We start from the raw sequence: 21564 nt of genomic DNA on the forward strand, positions 1-21564 counted from the left end.
CGTGCCGCTCCCGCACAGGGAATCAGGAGGTGAGGACATTGATGACTGTCACGGAGACGGGCACGGCCCGCATTCAGGAGTTCATCATCGTTGCCACCTCCGTGGCCTCCGGCTGATCCCATACCTCTCCGCGCGCCCACGGGCGCGCGCTGCCGGGGCCACCCTGTGAAGGGTTCCCCTTGTCTCTCTCTTCTCTTTCCTCCCTCCCGCACGCCCTCACCGCCTTCGGCTGGGACGACGCGTGGGACGCGGAGTTCGCTCCGTACGCCGACCAGGGCCTGCTGCCCGGCCGTGTCGTCCGGGTGGACCGCGGGCAGTGCGACGTCATGACCGCGGACGGCGTCGTCCGCGCCGACACCGCCTTCGTCACCCCGCACGACCCGATGCGCGTCATCTGCACCGGTGACTGGGCCGCCGTCGAGGCGACCGGAAACCCGCGCTACGTCAAGGCGTACCTGCCGCGCCGGACCGCCTTCGTCCGGTCCACCTCCTCGCAGCGCTCGGAGGGGCAGATCCTCGCCGCGAACGTCGACTACGCGATCATCGCCGTATCGCTCGCCGGCGAGCTCGACCTCGGCCGCATCGAGCGGTTCCTCGCGCTGGCGTGGGAGTCGGGGGCGCAGCCGCTGGTCGTCCTCACCAAGGCCGACCTCGTCCCGGACCCGACCGCCCTCGGCTACCTGGTCCAGGACGTGGAGACCACCGCTCCCGGCGTCCCGGTGCTCACCGTCTCCTCCCACACCGGGGAGGGCACGGACGTGCTCGCGGCCGTCGCCGCCGGCGGCACGAGCGTGCTGCTCGGGGTCTCCGGGGCCGGCAAGTCCACGCTGGCGAACGCGCTGCTCGGCGCGGACGTCATGGACGTGCAGCAGACCCGCGAGGTCGACGGCAAGGGCCGCCACACGACCACCACGCGCAACCTCCTCGCCCTGCCGGGCGGGGGAGTCCTGATCGACACCCCCGGGCTGCGGGGCGTCGGGCTGTTCGACGCGGAGGCGGGGGTCGGGCAGGTCTTCTCGGAGATCGAGGAGTGCGCCGCCCGGTGCCGCTTCCACGACTGCGCCCACGAGGCGGAGCCGGGCTGCGCGGTACTGGCGGCCGTGGAGGCCGGCGAGCTGCCCGAACGCCGGCTGGAGAGCTACCGCAAGCTGATGCGGGAGAACCAGCGGATCGTCGCGAAGACGGACGCGCGGCTGCGGGCGGAGATCCGCCGGGACTGGCGCATGAAGTCGGCGGTGGGCCGCGCGAACTACGCCGCGAAGCGCAACGGCCGCGCCTGACGGGTCCCCCGGGGGTTCCCCGGGGCCGGGCGGGCCACGCGGCCCACCCGGCCCCGGCGGTGTTCGGGCACCGACCATAGGGTGCACGGGTGACCACGCATCTTCCCGCCTGCTCCTGCTGCGGTGAGGCGCTCCCCGACGGGCGCCGCATCGACTTCGGCTACCACCTGCCCGACGCCGCCCGCGGCCTGCCCGAGGAGGCCCTCCACCGGCTCGGGGTGCGCGCCCTGCTCCGGGTGGACGGCGGCGGCTCCTACATACGCTGCTTGCTGCCCGTCCGGCTGAGCCACGACACCGAGCTGGTCCTCGGCGCCTGGGTGGAGGTGGACGGGGCCACCCTGCGGCGGGCCCACGAGCTGTGGGGGGAACCCGGCTACGCCGGCTTCTCCTTCCGCGGCAGGTTCGCCAACCGGATCCAGCCGTGGGGGGACGACCTGCTGGGCGCCGAGCTCACCACCAGGGTCGCCGACCCCGACGAACTGCCCGTCGTCGTCGACGTGCGCCATCCGGTGGCCGCCCGCGTGGTGACGGAGGTCTGGGACCGGGACGAGGTCCTCAGCCGCTTCCCGTACCGGCTCCCCGTCGACGTGCGCACCGACCTCGGCGACCACTGGTCGGTGCTGCGCACTGCCGGACTCACCGCGTCCTTCGCCGACGGCGCGGACCGGTTCGACGGCCCCCACCGCACGGCGGCCGTCAACCTGATGCGGGACGACGTACCGGGCCGCGCCCCGGCGGACTTCCTCACCGCCGTACTGTCGGGCGCCCCCGACACGCGGCCCGCCCAGCGGGTGCGCGAGCAGCTGCCCGGCGGCGGCCTGCGGTACGCGTTCTGGACGACGCCGCAGGACAACGGCCGCCCCCGCCACGAGTTCTACGGGTTCACCCTGCACTCCTCCGGCAGTGCCGCCGCAATCCACTGCACCCACGAGGACCCCGCCGACCTGGCCTGGGCCCAGCACATCTGGCGCTCCCTCGCCCGCACGGCCACCACTGCCTAGGCCCCCGCCAGGACCGCGCCCAGCCACGCCGCCGCGACGCACAGGCACGCGACGAGTTCCACCAGCACGCTCGTGCCGACCGCCCGCATCACCGCCCGGACCGATGACCAGGCCTCCCCGTGCGTGCCCAGGCGGCGGCGTTCGCAGAGGTAGATGCCGCCCACGAAGCCGGGGACCGATCCCACCACCGGGATCAGGACGAAGCCCAGGAGCGCGCCCGTGCCCGCGTACACCGCCATGCGGCGGTTCGCCGCGGTGCCGCGCAGGCGGCGCGGCGGGAGGAGCCACTTGACCACCTGCACCACCAGCAGCAGGGCGGTCGCCGCGACCAGCAGGGTCCACGCGGGGGCGGACCGTTCGTGCAGCGCCCACCACAGCACCCCCGCCCAGACCAGCCAGGTCCCCGGTACGCCCGGGACCATCACCCCGAGCACCCCGAGCAGCAGCACCAGCCCCACCAGGAGCAGCTGAGGCAGATCCATCTGCCCAGCCTGACCGACCGGGGGCTATCGGGCCACCCAGCCCCGCTCGTACGCCTGCCAGCCGAGCTGGAGCCGTGTCGTGACCCCGGAGAGCTCCATCAGCCCCTTCACCCGGCGCTGCACCGTCCGCAGGCCCAGGTCCAGGTGCTTGGCCACGCTGGCGTCCGTCATCCCCGCCAGGAGCAGCGAGAGGATCTCCAGGTCGGTGGTGTCCGGGCCGCCGTCGCCCTCCTCCGCGTAGCCCGTGGTGCCCAGGCGCAGCGGGCGGGATTCCCGCCAGACCGCCTCGAACAGGCCCCGCAGCGACTCCAGGAGGCCGGAGGCGTGCACCACCAGGGCCGCCGGTTCCGCCCCCCGCGCGGTCAGCGGCACCATCGCCAGGGTGCCGTCGGCGATCACCAGCTTCGTCGGGACCTCGGTCGTCACCCGGATGTGCTCCCCGCGGGCCAGGGCCGTCCCGGCCTCGCGGATCCCGGTCGGCAGGGTGAGCACCTCCCGCTCGATGACCACCCGGTACGCGACGCCCCGGGCCGCCGCCCGTTCCTCGGCCTCGTTCTCCATGCCCGTCACCACCTGGGGCCGGCCGCTGACCAGCGCGCAGACCTCCGACACGGCGCCGAGCTGGATCTGGTGGAAGCGGTGTGCCACGGCGCTGGCCCCCGTCACCACCTCCACGAGGTCGTGCACCGCCGGTTCGGCCGCCTCCGCCCGGTACTCCTGCGCCAGCAGCGCCGCCGCCAGCTCCGCCCGTTCCAGTTCGTGCCGCTGCTGGGTGAGCAGGGCCCCGAGCGCGACGCCGGGCGGGGCGGCGACCCAGCGGCCCGGCCGGGCCGACGACTGCGCGGCGAGGCCGTGCCGTTCCAGGTGCCGCAGCGCCCGTTCGGTCTGCGGCACCGGCAGCGTCAGCCGGTGCGCGAGGTCCGGGACCTCCGCCGCCCCCAGTGCCACCAGTGCGCGGTACGCCGTCTCCTGGCCCTCGTCCAGGCCTATAGCACCCAGCAAGCCGTCCACCCCCATAGTCAGTGCCGTTCCTGGCGGGAAGCGGCCACGGCGCAAACCCGCCGCGGACATCATCTCCGCACCTCCCGCCGCTCTGCCAGGGTGACGCCACCGCAGCACCAACAACCTCCGGCCGGAAGGTACTTGTAGGGCCGTCATGCCCTACAAACACGCCATTGGCCGGAATTCACCTTGGGAGAGCGATGCGCCCGATATCGCGCACGGCGCTGGGGGCGGCCACAGCGGCCGTCCTCGCCGTCACCGCCGTCGGCCCGTCCGCGGCACGACCGTCCGACGCGGTGCCCGGCGGGAGACCACTCGCCGGCAGTGCGGCGGCCGGCGAACGCCCGACCGCGCCCGTCACCGTCACCCTCGTCACCGGCGACCGGATCCTGGTGTCCACCGACGCCGCCGGCCGCACCGCCGCCACCGCCATGCCCCGCGCCAACGGCACCCAGCCCGTCGTCCAGACCCGCCAGAGCGGCCAGGACCTCTACGTCTACCCCGAGGGCGCCACCCGGGCGCTCGCCGCCGGCACGGTCGACCCGCAGCTCTTCAACGTCACCGGCCTCATCCGCCAGGGCTACGACGACGCCCACGCCGCGAAGCTCCCCCTGATCGCGGTCTACGACGGCTCCGTGAACGTGGCCCGCAGCGCCCCGCCCGCCCCGCGCGGCGCCGGCCGTTCCCTGGTCCTCGGCTCCATCGGCGCCGTCGCCCTCGCCGCCGACAAGGAGCACGCCGCCGAGTTCTGGGCCGACGTTTCGGCGGGCAGCCGTTCGCGCGCCGCGGGCGGACTGAAGAAGCTGTGGCTCGACGGCAAGGTGCGGGGCAGCCTGGAGCGTTCCACCAAGCAGGTGAACGCCCCCGCCGCCTGGGCGGCCGGCTTCGACGGCACCGGCACCAGGGTCGCCGTCCTCGACACCGGCACCGACCTGGAGCACCCCGACCTCAAGGGCCGCGTCGACGCCTCGCGGAACTTCACCGACTCCGACACCGACGCCGACCGCCAGGGCCACGGCACCCACACCATCTCCACCGTCGGCGGCTCCGGCGCCGAGAGCGGCGGAGCCAGGAAGGGCGTCGCCCCCGGCACCCGGCTGCTCAGCGGCAAGGTCCTCAACGACCAGGGCTACGGACTCGATTCGTGGATCATCGCCGGCATGGAATGGGCCGCCGAGTCCCAGGCCGACGTCGTCTCCATGAGCCTCGGGGACCCCTCCCGGACGGCCTGCGACGACCCCCTGGCCGCCGCCGCCCAGCGCCTCTCCGAGCACGGACCGCTGTTCGTCGTCGCCGCCGGGAACTCCGGCCCCGGCAACAACACCGTCTCCTCGCCCGGCTGCGCCCCCGGCGTGCTGACCGTCGGCGCCGTAGACCGGGACGACACCACCGCCGCCTTCTCCAGCCGCGGCCCCGCCGGACCCGGTCACACCCTCAAGCCCGAGATCGCCGCCCCGGGCGTCGGCATCTCCGCCGCCAGCATGGGCGGCCGCGGCGTGTACGCGTACCAGTCCATGTCCGGGACCTCGATGGCCACCCCGCACGTCGCCGGGGCCGCCGCCGTCGTCAAACAGCGCCACCCCGACTGGACCGGGCAGCAGGTCAAGGCCGCCCTCGTCGGCTCCGCGAACAGCGCCGTCCCCGGCGACGTCCGGGAGACCGGCGCGGGCCGCCTCGACGTCAAGGCCGCGGTCGACGCCACCGTCACCGGCGCCCCCGCCGTCCAGGGCGGCGCCCACCACTGGCCGCAGGACCGCGGCGACCGCACGGACGTCGAGGTCCCGTACACCAACACCGGCAGCGGGCCCGTCACCCTGAAGCTGTCGCTCGGCGAGGTCACCGGCAACGACGGCTCGGCGGTACGCGGCCGGGTCGCCCGGCTGGAGCGGAACACGGTCACCGTCCCCGCCGGGGCCACCGTCAAGGTGCCGCTCGCCCTCGACCCGGCCGTGAAGCTGGAACGCGCCCAGTACGGGGACGTCACCGGCCGCGTCCTCGCCACCGCCGACGGCGGCGTCCACGTCTCCACGCCCTTCTCCCTCTACGTCGAACCCGAGACGGTCACCCTGCGCGTCAAGCTGATCGACCGCGCCGGGCGGCCCGCCGCCGGCCCCTCGTCCCTGGACGTCATCGGCACCGACGACGCCACCGGCGAACGCCGCTTCAACGAAGGTTCCGCCGACCAGGTCTACCGGGTGCGCCCCGGCGCCTACTTCCTCTCGGCGTTCGTCGCCACCCCCGACGCCGGCGAGGGCGCCACCATGACGGACTCCCTCACCTACCTCGGCCGCCCGCAGACCGAGGTGCGGCGGGACACCACCGTCGTCCTCGACGCCCGCAAGGCCGGCCGCCTCACCGTCGAAGCGGACCGGCCGGTCGAGGCCCGCTCCACCACCCTCGCCTTCGCCCGGAGCTGGGGCGGGGTCTGGCTGCACGCCGGCACCGCCACGGGCGGCCGCACCGTCCGCGGCTACTACGCCGACGTCGAAGGCCGCGCCGAGGACGGCTCGTTCGAGTTCGGCAGCTACTGGCGGGCCGGAGCGCCCGTCCTCTCCGAACTGAAGGCGGTAGGCGGCCCCCTGCTGCACCCCGTCACCGCGTCCACCGGCAGTGACAACCTCGACGGGCACGGCAGCGCCCCGCTCGTCGACGCGGGCACCGGAACCCCCGGGGAGCTGGCCGCGGCCGGGGCCAAGGGGGCGGTCGTCCTCGTGAAGACCGAGGACGGCGGGCTGAACACCGTCGCCCAGGACGCGAAGAAGGCCGGGGCCGTCGCCGTGCTCGGCTTCCGCGGGGCCCCCGGCCGCTGGGTCCCCTCCACCGGCTTCGCGGGCGGCGCCCTGCCCGTCCTGGGCGTCGAGTCCGCCGAGGGCGAGGGCCTGCTGGCCCGCCTGGCGGCCGGCGAGGTCACCCTGGAATGGAAGGGCACCGCGAAGAGCCCGTACGCGTACTCCCTCGCCTTCCCCGAGAAGGGACGGGTCCAGGGCGGACACGCCTACCGGGTGCGCGACCGCGACCTCGGCCGGGTCGACGCCTCCTACCACTCCATGGGCGTCGCCTCCGACTTCATCGACCTGGCCGGCGCCTACCGGCCGATCGGCACCGCCGTCTTCTTCGGATCGATCGAGACCGTCGCCGTCCCCGGCACGAGGACGGAGTACTACACGGCCGGGGACACCGCCTGGGACCAGACCCTCTCCAGCAGCTTCCCCTGGGGCGAGTTCATGACGGGCGAGCAGCGCACCTACGCCGGGGGCGCCCGGACCACGGCCGTCTGGTACGACGGGGTGACCGCGCCGGTCGCCCCCCGCGACCGCGCCGGGAAGGAAGCACTGGCCGCCGAACGGCAGGGCAACCTGATCGGTTTCGCCCCGGCCATGTGGGGGGACGGCACGCACTACGCGCAGCCGGGTTCCTTCGGCGACATCGGCGGCCTCCGGCTCACACGGGACGGTGAGGTCATCGGGGAGAGCGGGTACCCGTTCGGGGTGTTCGAGGTCCCGGCCGGGGAGGGCCGCTACGAGCTGGTCCAGAACATCGAGAAGATCGGCCAGCCCGCCCGCACCTGGCAGCGGTCCACCGCCGTGCGGACCGCCTGGGGCTTCACCTCGAAGCTCGACCCCTCGGCGTACTCGCAGGGCCTGCCCGTCCTCTTCCCGCGGTACGACGCCCCGATGGACGGCCTGAAGACGGTCGCCGCGGCCGACGGACAGCGCATCGGACTGAGCGCCACCGGGCACGCCGGTTACGTGCCGGGGGCCCTGACCTCGGTGAAGCTGTCCTACGCGTACGACGGCGAGAACTGGACGCAGGCGCAGGTGCGCCACGAAGGCGGCCGGTGGACCGCCGTCGTGAACCACGCCGGGGCCTCCGGGAAGCCGGTGTCCCTGAGGGTCGAACTGACCGACGCGAAGGGGGCCACGGTCACCCAGACGGTCGAGCGGGCGTACCAAGTCCGCTAGTCCGTACGGGGAGTACGGGTCGTAAGGGTCGTAAGGGTCGGAACGGGAAGGGTCCACGGGGCGGCGGCCCGGTGGACCCTTTTCGTGAGTTCGGGGGTTTTCGGAGCCCGGGGAGGCCGACAATGTGGGCATGAGTCAGCAGGGCGCGGAGGACTGGTGGCAGAAGCTCTACGACGACCCGGACGCGGGGCCCGAACCTGACCCGGGGGACACCCTGGACCAGCGCTTCCGCTCCGCGGCGACCCTGATGACCGGCCCGGCCCCGGAGGTCCCCGCCGCGCGGCGGGGACCGGACGGCCGCCCCGAGGGCCCCGAGCCCCCGCGACACCCCGGCCCGCCGGGCCTCGTACCGCCCACACGCACACGACCGTCCCCCGACGGACCGCCGCCCCGACCCGCCGGGGACGACCCACGGCCGGCTCCGTCGGTGCCGATCGACTCTGACGTGCCGCCGGCCGTGGCGGTGCCGCCCGCGCGGCGTGCGCCGGAGCCGCCGACCGTGGGCCCCGGCGTGTCCGGCGGGTCGTCCGAGGAGCCCGGGGCGGAGCGGGACGGCGGGGTCACCGCGGGTGACCCGCCGTCGGGGCCGCCGGGTGTGCCCCCGGTTCCGCCGCCGCCCGTGCGGGGCGGGACGTCCGTCGTGCCCCCGCCGCCGTGGCCGCCCGCCGGGCCCGCGCGGGGCGGGGCTCCGGCCACGGGTCCGCAGCCACCGGCCCGGCCCGTCGGGGTGCCCGGGGACGTGCCCCCCGAGGGGCCGCCTCCGCCGGCCGGACCACCGCCGACGGACGGCTCCGGGATGCCGGCCCGGCCCGTGCCGGGGGAGCCCCCGGCCGCCGGGCCGTCGGCGCCGGAGCCGCCGGGGCGGGAAGCCCCGCTCCGGCCCGGTCCGGCGGATCCTCGGGTGGCCGGGGAGACCGGTTACGTGCGGGGGGACGTGGTGGTGCCGCCCGTCGAGGCCGGCGGCGCCCCGCCGGCCTGGCGGTGGCCCCCGCCGCCCGGGACGGCCGAGCCGGCGCGGGCGGCGCTGTCGGAGACGCCGGCGACGCCGGGCACGCCGGACGCACCGGACGCACCGGACGCACCGGAGTCCCCGTCGTACGGCCCGCGCCCGGCGGTCCGGCACCTCGGGGACCGGGCCCCCACCTACGCCCCCGAGCCCGGCGCCCTCCCCGCCGCCGACCCGGCCGCGCTGGACTTCCTCACCCCCGACACCGTCCTGGAGGGGGCCCGCTACGGCACGTACACCCTGCGTGCCGCCTCCCTGCGCGGGGACTCCGCCCGGTTCCGGGGCGAGGCCCGCCGGGACCTCCTGCTCACCGCCCGCTTCGGAGGCGGTGACGACGGCCTGGTCCTGGTGGTGCTGGCCGGCGGGGACCGGGCCGCGCCGGGAGCCCGGGAGGCCGCCGCCGAGCTGGGCCACTCCGTCGCCGCGGCCGTCGGCCGCAGCCGGGAGCGGCTGGCCGACGACATCCGGGCCGGCCGCCGCGAGGCCCTGCTCTCGGGTCTGCAGCGCCTCACCGGCCGGGGCTACGGCCGGCTGCGGGCCCGTGCCGCCGAGCTGGGTCTCGCCGAGGAGGCGTACACCGCAGGACTGCGCGGACTGCTGCTGCCCCTGGACCCCGAGTGCCGGAACCGGGTCTGCTTCGGCGCCGGCGCGGGCGGGCTCTTCCGGCTGCGCGCGGGCCGCTGGCAGGACCTGGAGGCGGACGGGCCCCCGGCCGGAGGCTTCCGGTTCCGGGCCGCCGTGGCCCGTCCGGGCGACACCCTGCTGCTCTGCTCCGGCGGCCTCGCCGACCCGATGCGGGAGGAGGGCCTGCTCCCCGACGAGCTCGCCTCCCGTTGGTCGCAGGGCGAACCGCCGGGTCTCGCGGCCTTCCTCGCGGATACCCAGCTCCGCCTCAAGGGGTACGCCGACGACCGGACGGCCGCCGCGGTCTGGGAGGCGTGAGCGGGCGCCCGGGAAGGCGGTGGAGCACGCCCCGGTCGCGGCCCGGCCCACCGCTCCGTGCCGCGTATCCCGGTGGAGCCGTGATGTCGCAGTGTGCTCGTGCGGGAGCGCCCCGCGGCGCGTGGCTGCGGGGCGCCCAGTGGGCGTTAGTCGACCATCTGCCCGTCGCCCGTACCGCCGACGCACTTCATCCCGACCACCTTTCCGCCGCCGTCCACGCACTCACCCGGGGTGAGGCTTTCGGTGTGGGCGGTGGCGGTGGCGTTGTGGGTGGCGGCGGTGGCGGTGGCGGCACCTGTGAGACCGAGTCCGGCGAGGGCTGCCGTGGCGATGACGGCGGCGAGAGTTCGTCGAATGCGCATGTGGTTTCCCTTTCACGGATTGCCTCGGTTGGGGCACTACTCAGCTTGATCTTCACCCATGTGGGTGGCGCGTTTGGTTACTCCATTCGAGTGACACCTGCCGGGAGTGGGCCACCGGCGACGCGGGGACGGACACCGGTGCCGCAGGTCCGGGGCGACGTACGGGAGACGCTGCGCCCCGAACGCGCGGGTGCGGGCGAAGACGGCATGTGCAGCGTGTGGGCGGCGCGCTATCTTTCCCCGAACGGCAAGCGCCGCATCACCGGTTCCTTCAGCCCCGGCTCCATGGCCGATGTCCTCCCGCAGTCCACCGGCGCAGAGTTCACCGACCGGGGCCGTCAAGTGGTGCCGATGCCGGGTGACGGTGGTTGCTCCCTGCCGATGGGAGATTTCCTCACCCCCATGCAGTACGACCCGCCCGTCAAAGTGCTCCTGTTCAACAACTCATCGCTCGGAATGGTCGAGTTGGAAATGCCGGTTTCCGGCCTTTCCTCGTACGGAACCACGAACCGGAACCCGGATTTCGCCGCCATCGCCCGCGCGGCCGGCGCGTTCGGGGTTCGCGTGGAGAATCCCAAGCAGCTCACAGGGGCTTTGAGGCCTGCTTTCCGGCACCGGGAAGCCGCTCTGGTGGACGTGGCGACCGACCGCGACGCGCTGTTCGTTCCCCCCAGGATCAGCGCCGGAACGGTGACCGGATTCGCACTGTCCGCCAGCAAGATCGTGTCGGACGGCGGGGTGGGCCGGATGATCCGGATGGCTCGATGCAATCTGCGCAGCGTGCCCCGCCCCTGAGGGCGCAGGAGTGCGGACTGCCCCGGGGGGCATGAATTCCGCAGGCCTGTTCGAGCACGTGGGGAAAGCGGGAGGGGCATCGCCGTGCGGGTGGGGGCGAATACCGGGAAGCAGTGGAGAAGAGGGGGCCCGGTGGCGCGCGAGCCGTCCGTCGGGGACGGGGCGGCGAGGGCGGGTGCGACCGAGATCAGACGCAGCGTGCGCCGGGCCGATCTGAAGGCGGTCGGCGAGGTCCGCGGGGCCCTGCGGGAGCTGGTGCGGCACCACTGCCGCGCCGAGACCTCCGACGTGGCGGAGCTGCTGGTCACCGAGCTGGTCACCAATGCCCTGGTGCACACCGAGCAGGGTGCCGAGGTGTCCGTGACCCTCGTCGCGGCCCGCCTCCGGGTGGAGGTGCGCGATTTCAACGCCCGCCGCCCCACTCCGTACGTAACGTCCGCCGACGACGGTACGCACGGCCGGGGGCTGGTCCTGGTGCAGGCGCTGGCCGACGCCTGGGGCGTGGATCCACTCGCACGGGGGCGCGGCAAGGTGGTCTGGTTCGAACTGGAGGCGCCTGCCCCGGCCTGAGCCGCGGGCCGGATCCCTGGTGTCCGCCGGGCCCGGACGCGCGACAGCGGGGCGCGACGCGCCCCGCCGACACGTGTGCGGTCCAGCTCATCCGAACTGCTGTTCGAGATCCTTCAGTTTGCGCTCCAGCGAGTCGAGCCGCGGGAGGGTCTGGGTGTCGTCCTCGGCCGTGAGGTCGACGGTCCGGGGAGCGGACGGGTCAGGTGATTCGCTTCCGTTGGTGTTCACGGCTTGCAGGGAGGGCCTTCGGCGCAGGGGCAGCTGTCCCGCTTCCGATATGGCCGGCTCCGCGCCGACCGGCGCGGAGCCCGATCCGGGGGCCAGCCCCGGCACGTCGACCTGGCGCGCGCGGGCCCGCCCGAACGCCCTGTTCTGCCGGCCCAGCGCCTTGATGTGGGCGCGGTCCAGGCGGTGCTGCTCCCGCCTGCGGTGCCGGTCGTTCTCCTTCTCCTTCTTGTCCTCGCGCACCTCGTCCACGGCCTCGTCGAGGGTGCGTACGCCCTCCAGCAGCATCAGCGACCAGGCGCCGAAGGTCTCCCGCGGGGCCCGCAGCCAGCGGACCATCCGGATCTGCGGCAGCGGACGCGGGATCAGGCCCTGTTCGCGCAGTGCCGCGCGGCGGGTCTGCTTGAGGGCGCGGTCGAAGAGCACGGCCGCCGAGAGCGACATTCCGGCGAAGAACTGCGGGGCGCCGTCGTGGCCCGAACCCCTGGGCGCGTGGACCCAGTTGAACCAGGCGGCCGCGCCCGCGAACAGCCAGACCAGCATGCGCGAGCCGAGGGCCGCGTCACCGTGGCTGGCTTCGCGGACGGCGAGCACCGAGCAGAACATGGCGGCGCCGTCGAGGCCGAAGGGGACCAGGTACTCCCAGCCCCCGGAGAGGTTGAGGTTCTGCCGGCCGAATCCGACCAGCCCGTGGAAGGAGAGCGCGGCGGCCACCGCCGCGCAGCAGAAGAGCAGGACGTAGGAAGCGGTCCCGTAGACGGCCTCCTTGCGGCGCCTGCGCTCCTCGCTGCGTTCCCAGCTGTCGTCGGCCGCGGCCTTCTCGCTCTCCCGCTTGCCCCGGGCCAGCACCGCCACTGCCGCAAGTACGCCCAGGATCAACAGGCTGCCGGGCAGCAGCCAGTCCAGCGATATGTCGGTCAGTCTCATGCGGTTGTCCCTTGCCTCGCGTATGCGGCTTTCCGGGCGCCATAGTGGCGCAGTGGGTCCGTGGTGCACGCGGGTTTCGGGGCAAGAGGACGCCAACGGGGGGCGGGGCCCGTCGGATAGGGTGTTGTGTCTCGAACTGGGTTGCGGGACAACCGAGTTGCGTTCGAATCAGCTTCATCCCTGGGGGTGGGTTCAGTCGGCGGCGGCCACCGCCGCGAGCCGGCTGACCCGGTCCGTGTCGCAGGTGCGTGGGCAGGTCGTGCAGGTGTCCTCGGGGCGGATCGTGTAGAAGAAGCAGCAGCCGGCCCGGTCGCGGGTGGTCAGCTCCTCGCCGCCGGGGCCGGTCAGGGTGCGGAAGTCCGCGCCTCCCGTGTACGGAGCGGGCCCGCCGGGCAGCAGCCGCCGCAGTTCGGCGACGGCCCGCCGCTCCTCGCCGAACAGGCTCCCGAGGTACCAGAGGCCCTCGACGACCTCGTCGGTGACCAGCGCCCACCGGGCCCGGGGGCCGCGCCGCAGGCGGGGGCCGAAACCTTCCAGCAGCGGTCCGAGGTGCTGGGCCACCGCCGCCCGCACCTCTTCGCGCAGTGCCTCCTCGTCGGGGACCGTCCGGGCTCCGGGGAGGCCGGCCGCCGGATCGCCGGGCAGGCACGCGAACTCCTCGACGCGTACGGACATCCGGCCCTCCGTCCGGTGGAAGGCCACCCGGTCCACCGGCAGCCGGGGCACCCGGCGCTCCAGGAACCAGGGGACGGTGATCAGCAGGCAGGCCGGCCAGGCGTAGCGGTGGAGGCCGAAGCCGGCCGCCACGTCGGGCCGCGCCGGGCGCCCGTAGTCCCGCAGCACCTGGTCCGCGTCCCAGGAGAGGTGGTCGTCGAGGGCCGCGCCGCCGGCCGCGAGCTCGTCCGCGCCGACCCATCCCGCACCGCGGGGGAGGGGTTCGCGCGCGTCGCGCTCGTCGATGCGCAGGCCCGGGTAGGCGGCGGTCAGGCGTCCGTACGCCGCCGCCACCGGAGAGCCGGCCGGGGCGGGTGCGGACGGGAGCAGGACGTCGGCAGCCGGGCCGGTCATGACGCATCACCGAATCACGCGATCGTTGGAAGGTAAGCCTAACCTTACCCGATCTTCGTGCCCCGTACGCCCACGGCACCCCCGTCACACCGGGGGAATTCACCTATCCTCGGTACCGGTCGAGACCTGGAGGAGGACCGAGTGCACGAAGCGGCCCACGCCCCGGTGTCCGAGGAGCCACTGGTGCCCGCGCAGAAGGTGCTGCGCCATTCGGTGCGCGGGCAGATCCTGGACGCGCTGCGCGCGGCCCTCGTCGACGGGGAGCTGGCACCCGGGCAGATCTACTCGGGCCCCGCGCTCGGCGAGCGCTTCGGGGTCTCCGCGACCCCCGTGCGCGAGGCGATGCAGCAGCTGGCGCTGGAAGGCGCGGTGGAGTGCCTGCCCAACCGGGGCTTCCGGGTGCTGTCCGGCACCCCGCGCGCGCTGGCCGAACTGGCCGAGGTCCGCGCCCTGCTCGAAGTGCCGGTGATGCTCCGGCTGGCCCGCACCGTGCCCGCCGCCACCTGGGAGGCCCTGCGTCCGGCGGCCCTCGCCACCGCGGAGGCGGCCGCCGCGGGCGACCTGCCGGGTTACGCGGACGCCGACCGGGCCTTCCACCGGGCGGTGCTCTCCCTGGCGGAGAACACCCAGCTGGTGCGGATCGCGGAGGAGCTCCACCGCCGGGCGCAGTGGCCCCTGCCCGGCGCCCCGCGGGTGCGCCGCGCCGACCTCGTCGCCGACGCGGCGGAGCATTCGGCCCTCCTGGAGGCCCTGATCGCCCAGGACCTCCCGGTGGTGGAGTCACTCGTACGGGAGCACTTCGCGGGTTCCGCCGGCTGACCCGGGGCTCCGGCCGGGGCAGGCCGGGTCAGGCAGGCCGGGCCGGGTCAGGCAGGGGACGGGGCCAGCTGGTCCGCGAGCCAGGTGGGGATGCCGCCCAGCAGGTGGAACAGGCGGCGGGCCTCCGCGCGCAGCCGGGTGGCCTCCGGCTCCGGTTCCGCCTCGGCCAGCGCCGCCAGTGCCGGGGCGGTGCCGACCAGGAATCCCAGGTCCTCCCGGATGCGCAGGGACTCCGCGAAGCCCTTGCGCGCCTCGGCCATCTCGCCGTCGCGCAGGGCCAGAGCGGCCAGGTGCCGCCACGTGAACGACAGCAGCAGGGTGTCCCCGTGCGCCTCCGCCCCCGCGTGGGCCCGGTGGTACGCCGGACGGGCCGCCTGCGGGGCGTCGGCCAGGTGTTCGGCGACCAGTCCGCGCCGGAAGTCCAGCAGCGGCCGGCTGCGCGAGGTGGGCGCGAGCAGGGCCGCCGCGCGGCCGAGCGCCGAGCGGGCCTCGTCGGCCCGGTCGCGGACGCCGAGCACCGTGGCGGCGTAGGCCAGTTGGCCCCGTTCGCAGGCGGCGGCGCCGCGTTCCTCGTCGTCCCGGGCCACGGCTTCGGCCACCCGCAGGGCGTCCTCCGCCTCGGCCCAGCCCTGACCGGTGAACAGGCACCGTTCCACCAGGAGCGCGGTGCGCTGCACCGCCGCCCGGGCCTCGCTCGCGTGCGGCGTCAGCAGGGCCGCCGCGTCGGTCCAACAGCCGCGCGAGCGCAGCCGCCATATCGCCCGCTGGAGGGGGTCGTCGCCCCCGGTTGATCCCGCACCGGACATGGCGGTATCCGCCACATTGCCCTCCCCGAAGCAACCAAGCAGCACGTCTTTGAGCCCTGGGGCGAAATGAGAGCACGGATCGGCTGCCTCGGCCAAGGGGTCGGGTGAACTCTTTCACAAAGTCCGGACGGCTCGTCAGCCGTCTCACGCCGTCCCCTCGGCCCCCTCCCTGTTCAGGAGGGCGGGGCCTGCGGAATCAGCTCATCCGCAGGGCGAGGAAGAAGTCGAGCTTGTCCTCCAGCCGGGAAAGGTCGCGCGCGGTCAGCTGCTCGATTCGCCCGACCCGGTAACGCAGCGTGTTGACGTGCAGGTGCAACCGGGTCGCGCAGCGGGTCCAGGAGCCGTCGCAGTCGAGGAAGGCCTCCAGGGTCGGGATGAGCTCCGCGCGGTGGCGGCGGTCGTAGTCGCGCAGCGGGTCCAGCAGCCGGGCCGTGAAGGCGCGGCGCACGTCGTCCGGGACGAACGGCAGCAGCAGCACGTGCGAGGCGAGCTCGTGGTGGCCGGCGGCGCAGACCCGGCCAGGCCGGGCCGCGGCGACCCGGCGGGCGTGCCGGGCCTCCTCCAGCGCCCCGCGCAGCCCCTCCGCGGAGTGCACGGCCGCGCTGACGCCGAGGGTGAGCCGCCCGTCGTCGGCCAGACCGGCCGCCAGGGGCTCGCGTACGGCCGCCAACAGCGCGTCCGCGTGGAGCGCGGAGTCGGGCCCCTTGTCCTCGCCGGAGTCGCCGGAGAGGGCCGGCAGGGGCACCAGGGCGATGGCCTCGTCACCCGAGTGGGCGACCGCGATCCGGTCGGAGGGTTCCGGCCCGGACATCGACGGGTCGACCAGGATCTCCTCCAGCAGCGACTGGGCCACCGGGCCGCCGGGGATGTCCCCGCCGTCCCAGTCCACCCGGGCCACGACGACCTGCCAGTGCGGGGCGGCGCCCAGGCCGGGCAGCAGCACGGGCGCGGCCACCCGCAGGCGGGCGGCGATCTCGGCGGGCGGGGCACCCGTCTGGACCAGTTCGAGGACTTCCTGTGCGAGCCGGCGGCGCACCGTGCGGGCGCCGTCGCGGCGGTCCCGCTCGACGGCGATCAGCTGGGTGACGCCCTGCAGCAGGTCCAGGCGCTCCGCGGGCCAGTCGCCCGCGTCGGCCTCGACGGCCAGCAGCCAGTCCGAGAGCACGCTCTCGCGCACGTCCCGGGCGGCGGGACCCGCTGGTCCGCGCCCGTGTCCCCTGATCGGGAACAGGGAGTAGGTAATACCCTGGATGGACATCCGGTGCGGGCCCCTGCGGCCGGTCCGGACCGCCGCGAGGTGTTCGCTCGCCAGCGTCGCGCAGATGCCCGGAGCCAGTGGTTCCCCGGCCCCGGCGATCTGCCTGCCGGTGGGGGAGAGCACCCAGGCCCGGAGATCGAGGTCCGTGGTGAGCAGATCCAGCACCACATCGGGTCCGCCGCCCGCGGGACCGGATGTCATCAGGCGCCGGTGGCGGTCCACGACGGCCGCGAGATCGCCCGCGCGCTCCCCGGAGACCTGCCGCACCACGTACTCCGTGATGGTGGCGAATGCAACGTCCTCATTGACCGCGAAGAGCGGGAGCCGGTTGCGCCGACAGGCTGAAACGAGATCGTCCGGGATGTCTCCCAGCTCCGCCTCGCCGGCCGCGAGGCCCGCGACCCCGGCGCTCGCGAGGATTCGTACGAACGGCTCGGAGTCGGCTGAATTTCTTCGCCAGGCCAGGCCGGTGAGGACGAGTTCGCCCCCGGATAGGTATCGGCTGGGATCCCTCAGGTCGGTCGTCATGACCCCGCGGACCGTCCGGTCGAGTTCTTCCTCGCCGCCCAGCAGCCGCAGCCCCAGCGCCTCGGTTTCCAGCAGTGCGCGCAGCCGCATGATGTCGCCGCCGATCTGTCTCGAATGTTGCCGTTGGAAATCGGGCAGGTCGTCGCATCCTGCCTTTCATACGAATCTACAAGACGAGGGAGGCCGTCAGCCAACTCCTTCATGGTTTCGGTGACTGCACCCGGGAGACGCGCGGCTTGTGTACTGGCTACACACCGCGTTAACGGCACGTGAACGACCAGTCGAGGGCCATCGGTCTCCTGGCTTGAAATGAACTACCCCGATTGAGAATGAAGAGAGCCGCACATGGACTTCCTTCGCCCCGCCAGCTGGGAGGAGGCGCTCGCCGCCAAGGCCGAGTACCCGACAGCTGTGCCCATTGCGGGTGGCACCGACATCATGGTCGAGATCAACTTTGACCACCGCCGCCCGGAATACCTCCTGGACCTCAACCGCATCGAACTGCTGCGGGAGTGGGAGGTCGGCGAGGAGGTCACCCGGCTCGGAGCCTCCGTCCCGTACACCCAGATCATGGAGAACCTGCGCGGAACGCTGCCGGGTCTCGCGCTCGCCTCGCACACGGTCGCGTCCCCCCAGATCCGCAACCGCGGCGGTGTCGGCGGCAACCTCGGTTGCGCCTCGCCCGCCGGTGACTCCCACCCCGCGCTGCTCGCCGCCGACTGCCGCGTCGAGGTCGAGTCGGTACGCGGTTCCCGGCTGATCCCGATCGACGAGTTCTACACCGGCGTCAAGCGCAACGCGCTCGCCGCCGACGAGCTCATCAAGTCGGTCCACATCAAGAACGCCACGGGCCCGCAGCAGTACTCCAAGGTCGGCACGCGCAACGCGATGGTCATCGCGGTCTGCGGCTTCGGCCTGGCCCTGCACTCCGACACCCGCACCGTCCGTACGGGCATCGCCTCCGCCGCCCCGACCCCGATCCGGGCGAAGGCCGCCGAGGAGTTCCTGAACGCCGCGCTCGAAGAGGGCGGCTTCTGGGACAACGGCAAGGTCATCACCCCGTCGATCGCCAAGCAGTTCGGTGAGCTCGCCTCCGGCGCGTGCAACCCGATCGACGACGTCCGCGGCACGGCGAAGTACCGCCGCCACGCGGTCGGCATCCTGGCTCGCCGCCAGCTCGTCTGGACGTGGGAGCAGTACCGCGGCACCACCGGCCGCCCGCTCGAAGGGGCTGCGTAACCATGCGCGTCAATTTCACCGTCAACGGTCGTCAGCAGGAAGCCGACGACGTGTGGGAGGGCGAGTCCCTCCTCTACGTGCTGCGTGAGCGCCTGGGCCTGCCCGGTTCGAAGAACGCCTGCGAGCAGGGCGAGTGCGGTTCCTGCACCGTCCGCCTCGACGGCGTGCCGGTCTGTTCCTGCCTGGTCGCGGCCGGTCAGGTCGAGGGCCGCGACGTCGTGACCGTCGAGGGCCTGGCCGACTTCGCCAAGCAGCGTGCCGAGCACGGCCACGGCGGTGCCTGCGGCACCGGCGGCGGCTGCGGCGGCAAGGGCGTCTCCACCGACGAGGCCAAGCGCTGGTCCGCGCACGGGTCCGGCAGCGGGCTCCCCCCGCGGGCCGGTGACTCCCAGACGGGTGAGGGCGTGGAGCTCTCCGACATCCAGCAGGCGTTCATCGACGCCGGCGCCGTCCAGTGCGGTTTCTGCACCCCGGGCCTGCTGGTCCAGGCCGACGAGCTGCTGGAGCGCAACTCCGACCCGTCCGACCAGGACATCCGTGAGGCCCTGTCCGGCAACCTCTGCCGCTGCACGGGTTACGAGAAGATCCTCGACGCGGTCCGCCTCGCGGCCGCCCGTCAGGGAGAGGCGCTCTGATCATGGCCAACACCCGCACCACGCCGTCCGGTACCCCGACGAACGTCACCCAGAAGCACGCCAAGGGCGGCATCGGCGAGTCCACGCTCCGCCCGGACGGCACGCTGAAGGTCACCGGTGAGTTCGCGTACTCCTCGGACATGTGGCACGAGGACATGCTGTGGGGCCAGACCCTGCGCAGCACCGTCGCGCACGCCGAGATCGTCTCCATCGACATCTCCGAGGCGCTGGCGATGCCCGGCGTCTACTCGGTCCTGACGTACGACGACCTGCCGGCCGAGATGAAGAACTACGGCCTGGAGATCCAGGACACCCCGGTCCTCGCCCACGGCCGGGTGCGTCACCACGGCGAGCCGGTCGCCCTCGTGGCCGCCGACCACCCGGAGACCGCCCGCCGCGCGGCCGCCAAGATCAAGATCGACTACCGGGAGCTGCCGCTCGTCACCGGCGAGGCCTCCGCCCTCGCCGCCGATGCGCCGCTGATCCACGAGGGCCGCGACGACCACCACGCCGGTCACGTCCCGCACCCGAACGTCGTGCACCGCCAGCCGATCGTCCGCGGCAACGTGGAGGAGGCCCGCAAGCGCGCCGACGTCATCGTCGAGGGCGAGTACACCTTCGGCATGCAGGACCAGGCCTTCCTCGGCCCGGAGTCCGGTCTGGCCGTGCCGACCGAGGACGGCGGTGTCGACCTCTACGTCGCCACCCAGTGGCTGCACTCGGACCTCAAGCAGATCGCCCCCGTCCTCGGTCTCCCCGAGGAGAAGGTCCGCATGACGCTCTCGGGCGTCGGCGGTGCCTTCGGCGGCCGCGAGGACATCTCGATGCAGATCCACGCCTGCCTGCTGGCCCTGGCCACCAACAAGCCGGTCAAGATCGTCTACAACCGGTTCGAGTCCTTCTTCGGCCACGTGCACCGTCACCCGGCGAAGCTCTACTACGAGCACGGCGCCACGAAGGACGGCAAGCTCACGCACATGAAGTGCAAGATCGTCCTGGACGGCGGCGCGTACGCGTCGGCCTCCCCGGCGGTCGTGGGCAACGCCTCCTCCCTCTCCGTCGGCCCGTACGTCATCGACGACGTCGACATCGAGGCGATCGCCCTCTACACGAACAACCCGCCCTGTGGCGCGATGCGCGGCTTCGGCGCCGTCCAGGCCTGCTTCGCGTACGAGGCCCAGATGGACAGGCTCGCGGCGAAGCTGGGCATGGACCCGGTCGAGTTCCGCCAGCTCAACGCCATGGAGATGGGCACGATCATGCCCACCGGCCAGGTCGTGGACTCCCCGGCGCCCGTCGCCGAGCTGCTGCGCCGGGTCAAGGCCCGCCCGCTGCCGCCGGAGCGCCAGTGGGAGTCGGCCGGCGAGAGCGCGGACGTCCGCGCACTGCCCGGCGGTCTCTCCAACACCACCCACGGCGAGGGCGTCGTCCGGGGTGTCGGCTACGCGGTCGGCATCAAGAACGTCGGCTTCTCCGAGGGCTTCGACGACTACTCCACCGCCCGCGTACGGCTGGAGGTCATCAACGGCGAGCCCGTCGCGATGGTCCACACGGCCATGGCGGAGGTCGGCCAGGGCGGTGTCACCGTCCACGCGCAGATCGCCCGTACCGAGCTGGGTGTCACGCAGGTGACCATCCACCCGGCCGACACGCAGGTCGGCTCGGCCGGTTCCACGTCCGCCTCGCGGCAGACGTACATGACGGGTGGCGCCGTGAAGAACACCTGTGAGCACGTCCGCGAGGCGCTGCTGGAGCTGGGCCGCCGCAAGAACGGCTCGTACCACCCGGCCTGGGCCCACGCGGAGCTGCTCCTGGAGGGCGGCAAGGTCGTCACCGACGGCGGTGAGGTCCTCGCGGACATCGCCGACATCCTGGAGGACGAGGCGATCGACCTGGAGCTGGAGTTCCGGCACCGGCCGACCGTGCCCTTCGACCTCAAGACCGGTCAGGGGGACGGCCACGTCCAGTACACCTTCGCCGCGCACCGCGCGGTCGTCGAGGTGGACACCGAGCTCGGCCTGGTCAAGGTCGTCGAGCTGGCGACCGCCCAGGACGTCGGCAAGGCCCTGAACATGCTCTCCGTGGTCGGCCAGATCCAGGGTGGTACCACCCAGGGTCTCGGCGTGGCGGTCATGGAGGAGATCATCGTGGACCCGAAGACCGCGAAGGTGCGCAACCCGTCCTTCACGGACTACCTGATCCCGACGATCCTCGACACCCCGGCCATCCCGGTCGACGTCCTGGAGCTCGCCGACCCGAACGCGCCGTACGGCCTTCGCGGTCTCGGCGAGGCCCCCACCCTGTCGTCCACCCCGGCCGTCCTCGCGGCGATCCGGCAGGCGACCGGTCTGGAGCTCAACAAGACGCCGATCCGTCCGGAAGCCCTCACCGGGACCCTCTAGGACGGCCGGTCCGGGGGCCGCGAGGCCCCCGGACCCCCCAGATTTCCGGGCGGTGTGACACGGGAACGTCACACTTCCAGTCGCACCGCCCGGAGCACGGAGTACCGCACCGCTCGCGGTCCTCGCAGAACCGGCAGTACCCCTGCAGAAAACCCCCACGTAGTACCAGCGGTCACCCCCGCACTACCCGCAGTACACGCAGTGCACTTCTCGCGTCGCCTCGGGCCGTCACCCCGGGTCGTGCAGCCAAACGCA

General features: G+C 73.7%; 16 protein-coding genes and 1 pseudogene. 10 read left to right on the forward strand and 7 right to left on the reverse strand.

From position 1 onward, the window contains the following. Positions 1-179: 179 nt before the first annotated feature. Both rsgA and ACZ5D2_RS37540 read left to right on the forward strand, forming a co-directional pair. Positions 180-1280, forward strand: a complete 1101-nt coding sequence (gene rsgA, locus ACZ5D2_RS37535; RefSeq protein ID WP_371676072.1) for a ribosome small subunit-dependent GTPase A — start codon at positions 180-182, stop codon at positions 1278-1280. A gap of 89 nt (positions 1281-1369) precedes the next feature. Continuing rightward, positions 1370-2281 carry a DUF2199 domain-containing protein gene (locus tag ACZ5D2_RS37540; RefSeq protein WP_371676071.1) on the forward strand — a complete coding sequence of 304 codons (912 nt, stop codon included), beginning with the start codon at positions 1370-1372 and terminating at the stop codon, positions 2279-2281. Here ACZ5D2_RS37540 and ACZ5D2_RS37545 read toward each other — a convergent pair. Together ACZ5D2_RS37545 and ACZ5D2_RS37550 are read right to left on the reverse strand one after the other, a co-directional pair. Beyond that, entirely contained in the window at positions 2278-2763 is a 486-nt protein-coding gene (locus ACZ5D2_RS37545) for a DUF456 domain-containing protein (protein ID WP_371676070.1), read from the reverse strand. The genes ACZ5D2_RS37540 and ACZ5D2_RS37545 overlap by 4 nt on opposite strands. A 24-nt stretch (positions 2764-2787) precedes the next feature. After that, on the reverse strand, positions 2788-3765 hold the full coding sequence (locus ACZ5D2_RS37550; protein ID WP_266844118.1) for a helix-turn-helix domain-containing protein: 978 nt from the start codon (positions 3763-3765) through the stop codon (positions 2788-2790). A 200-nt stretch (positions 3766-3965) separates the two neighbouring features. Between ACZ5D2_RS37550 and ACZ5D2_RS37555 the strand changes: the two genes are divergently transcribed. Together ACZ5D2_RS37555 and ACZ5D2_RS37560 are read left to right on the forward strand one after the other, a co-directional pair. Further along, positions 3966-7727, forward strand: coding sequence for a S8 family peptidase (locus ACZ5D2_RS37555; RefSeq protein WP_468935820.1), 3762 nt, complete (start codon positions 3966-3968; stop codon positions 7725-7727). A 130-nt stretch (positions 7728-7857) separates the two neighbouring features. Beyond that, positions 7858-9675, forward strand: coding sequence for a protein phosphatase 2C domain-containing protein (locus ACZ5D2_RS37560; RefSeq protein WP_468935823.1), 1818 nt, complete (start codon positions 7858-7860; stop codon positions 9673-9675). Positions 9676-9821: 146 nt separating this feature from the next. Here ACZ5D2_RS37560 and ACZ5D2_RS37565 read toward each other — a convergent pair whose 3' ends face one another. Next, on the reverse strand, positions 9822-10037 hold the full coding sequence (locus ACZ5D2_RS37565; protein ID WP_267008500.1) for a hypothetical protein: 216 nt from the start codon (positions 10035-10037) through the stop codon (positions 9822-9824). A gap of 198 nt (positions 10038-10235) precedes the next feature. Here ACZ5D2_RS37565 and ACZ5D2_RS37570 point away from each other — a divergent pair. Then, positions 10236-10832: pseudogene (locus ACZ5D2_RS37570) on the forward strand (thiamine pyrophosphate-dependent enzyme); the annotation flags it as partial. A gap of 132 nt (positions 10833-10964) precedes the next feature. Beyond that, positions 10965-11402: an ATP-binding protein gene (locus ACZ5D2_RS37575; protein ID WP_371676066.1), complete on the forward strand. Its 438-nt coding sequence runs from the start codon at positions 10965-10967 to the stop codon at positions 11400-11402. Positions 11403-11489: 87 nt separating this feature from the next. Here the strand turns inward: ACZ5D2_RS37575 and ACZ5D2_RS37580 are convergent, their stop codons facing one another. Together ACZ5D2_RS37580 and ACZ5D2_RS37585 are read right to left on the reverse strand one after the other, a co-directional pair. Further along, the gene (locus ACZ5D2_RS37580) at positions 11490-12554 is read right to left on the reverse strand and encodes a DUF2637 domain-containing protein (protein WP_371676065.1); all 1065 of its coding nucleotides are present in this window, start codon (positions 12552-12554) and stop codon (positions 11490-11492) included. A gap of 192 nt (positions 12555-12746) precedes the next feature. Next, positions 12747-13622 carry a (2Fe-2S)-binding protein gene (locus ACZ5D2_RS37585; RefSeq protein ID WP_468935829.1) on the reverse strand — a complete coding sequence of 292 codons (876 nt, stop codon included), beginning with the start codon at positions 13620-13622 and terminating at the stop codon, positions 12747-12749. A gap of 141 nt (positions 13623-13763) precedes the next feature. Here ACZ5D2_RS37585 and ACZ5D2_RS37590 point away from each other — a divergent pair, with 141 nt between their 5' ends. Continuing rightward, on the forward strand, positions 13764-14441 hold the full coding sequence (locus tag ACZ5D2_RS37590) for a GntR family transcriptional regulator (protein WP_371676063.1): 678 nt from the start codon (positions 13764-13766) through the stop codon (positions 14439-14441). A gap of 47 nt (positions 14442-14488) precedes the next feature. Here the strand turns inward: ACZ5D2_RS37590 and ACZ5D2_RS37595 are convergent, their stop codons facing one another. Beyond that, entirely contained in the window at positions 14489-15247 is a 759-nt protein-coding gene (locus ACZ5D2_RS37595; protein ID WP_371681124.1) for a hypothetical protein, read from the reverse strand. Positions 15248-15443: 196 nt separating this feature from the next. Further along, a complete protein-coding gene (locus tag ACZ5D2_RS37600; RefSeq protein WP_371676062.1) occupies positions 15444-17123 on the reverse strand; it encodes a PucR family transcriptional regulator in 1680 nt (559 codons plus the stop codon). Between the two features lie 255 nt (positions 17124-17378). Between ACZ5D2_RS37600 and ACZ5D2_RS37605 the strand changes: the two genes are divergently transcribed. The 3 genes from ACZ5D2_RS37605 to pucD are packed head-to-tail and all read left to right on the forward strand — an operon-like array spanning position 17379 to position 21309. Then, positions 17379-18272, forward strand: a complete 894-nt coding sequence (locus ACZ5D2_RS37605; protein WP_371676061.1) for an FAD binding domain-containing protein — start codon at positions 17379-17381, stop codon at positions 18270-18272. 2 nt (positions 18273-18274) lie between these two features. Then, the gene (locus ACZ5D2_RS37610; RefSeq protein ID WP_371676060.1) at positions 18275-18907 is read left to right on the forward strand and encodes a (2Fe-2S)-binding protein; all 633 of its coding nucleotides are present in this window, start codon (positions 18275-18277) and stop codon (positions 18905-18907) included. A 2-nt stretch (positions 18908-18909) separates the two neighbouring features. Continuing rightward, on the forward strand, positions 18910-21309 hold the full coding sequence (gene pucD, locus ACZ5D2_RS37615) for a xanthine dehydrogenase subunit D (protein ID WP_468935836.1): 2400 nt from the start codon (positions 18910-18912) through the stop codon (positions 21307-21309). Positions 21310-21564 lie beyond the last annotated feature (255 nt).

This window comes from Streptomyces sp. NPDC031479, from assembly GCF_055581065.1.

Coding starts and splice junctions, on each gene's coding strand:
- ACZ5D2_RS37605 (WP_371676061.1), top strand. CDS start 17,379: ATGGACTTCCTTCGCCCCGCCAGCTGGGAGGAGGCGCTCGCCGCCAAG.
- ACZ5D2_RS37595 (WP_371681124.1), bottom strand. CDS start 15,247: ATGTCCGGTGCGGGATCAACCGGGGGCGACGACCCCCTCCAGCGGGCG.
- ACZ5D2_RS37600 (WP_371676062.1), bottom strand. CDS start 17,123: ATGCGGCTGCGCGCACTGCTGGAAACCGAGGCGCTGGGGCTGCGGCTG.
- ACZ5D2_RS37555 (WP_468935820.1), top strand. CDS start 3,966: ATGCGCCCGATATCGCGCACGGCGCTGGGGGCGGCCACAGCGGCCGTC.
- ACZ5D2_RS37610 (WP_371676060.1), top strand. CDS start 18,275: ATGCGCGTCAATTTCACCGTCAACGGTCGTCAGCAGGAAGCCGACGAC.
- ACZ5D2_RS37545 (WP_371676070.1), bottom strand. CDS start 2,763: ATGGATCTGCCTCAGCTGCTCCTGGTGGGGCTGGTGCTGCTGCTCGGG.
- ACZ5D2_RS37560 (WP_468935823.1), top strand. CDS start 7,858: ATGAGTCAGCAGGGCGCGGAGGACTGGTGGCAGAAGCTCTACGACGAC.
- ACZ5D2_RS37565 (WP_267008500.1), bottom strand. CDS start 10,037: ATGCGCATTCGACGAACTCTCGCCGCCGTCATCGCCACGGCAGCCCTC.
- ACZ5D2_RS37580 (WP_371676065.1), bottom strand. CDS start 12,554: ATGAGACTGACCGACATATCGCTGGACTGGCTGCTGCCCGGCAGCCTG.
- ACZ5D2_RS37585 (WP_468935829.1), bottom strand. CDS start 13,622: ATGACCGGCCCGGCTGCCGACGTCCTGCTCCCGTCCGCACCCGCCCCG.
- pucD (WP_468935836.1), top strand. CDS start 18,910: ATGGCCAACACCCGCACCACGCCGTCCGGTACCCCGACGAACGTCACC.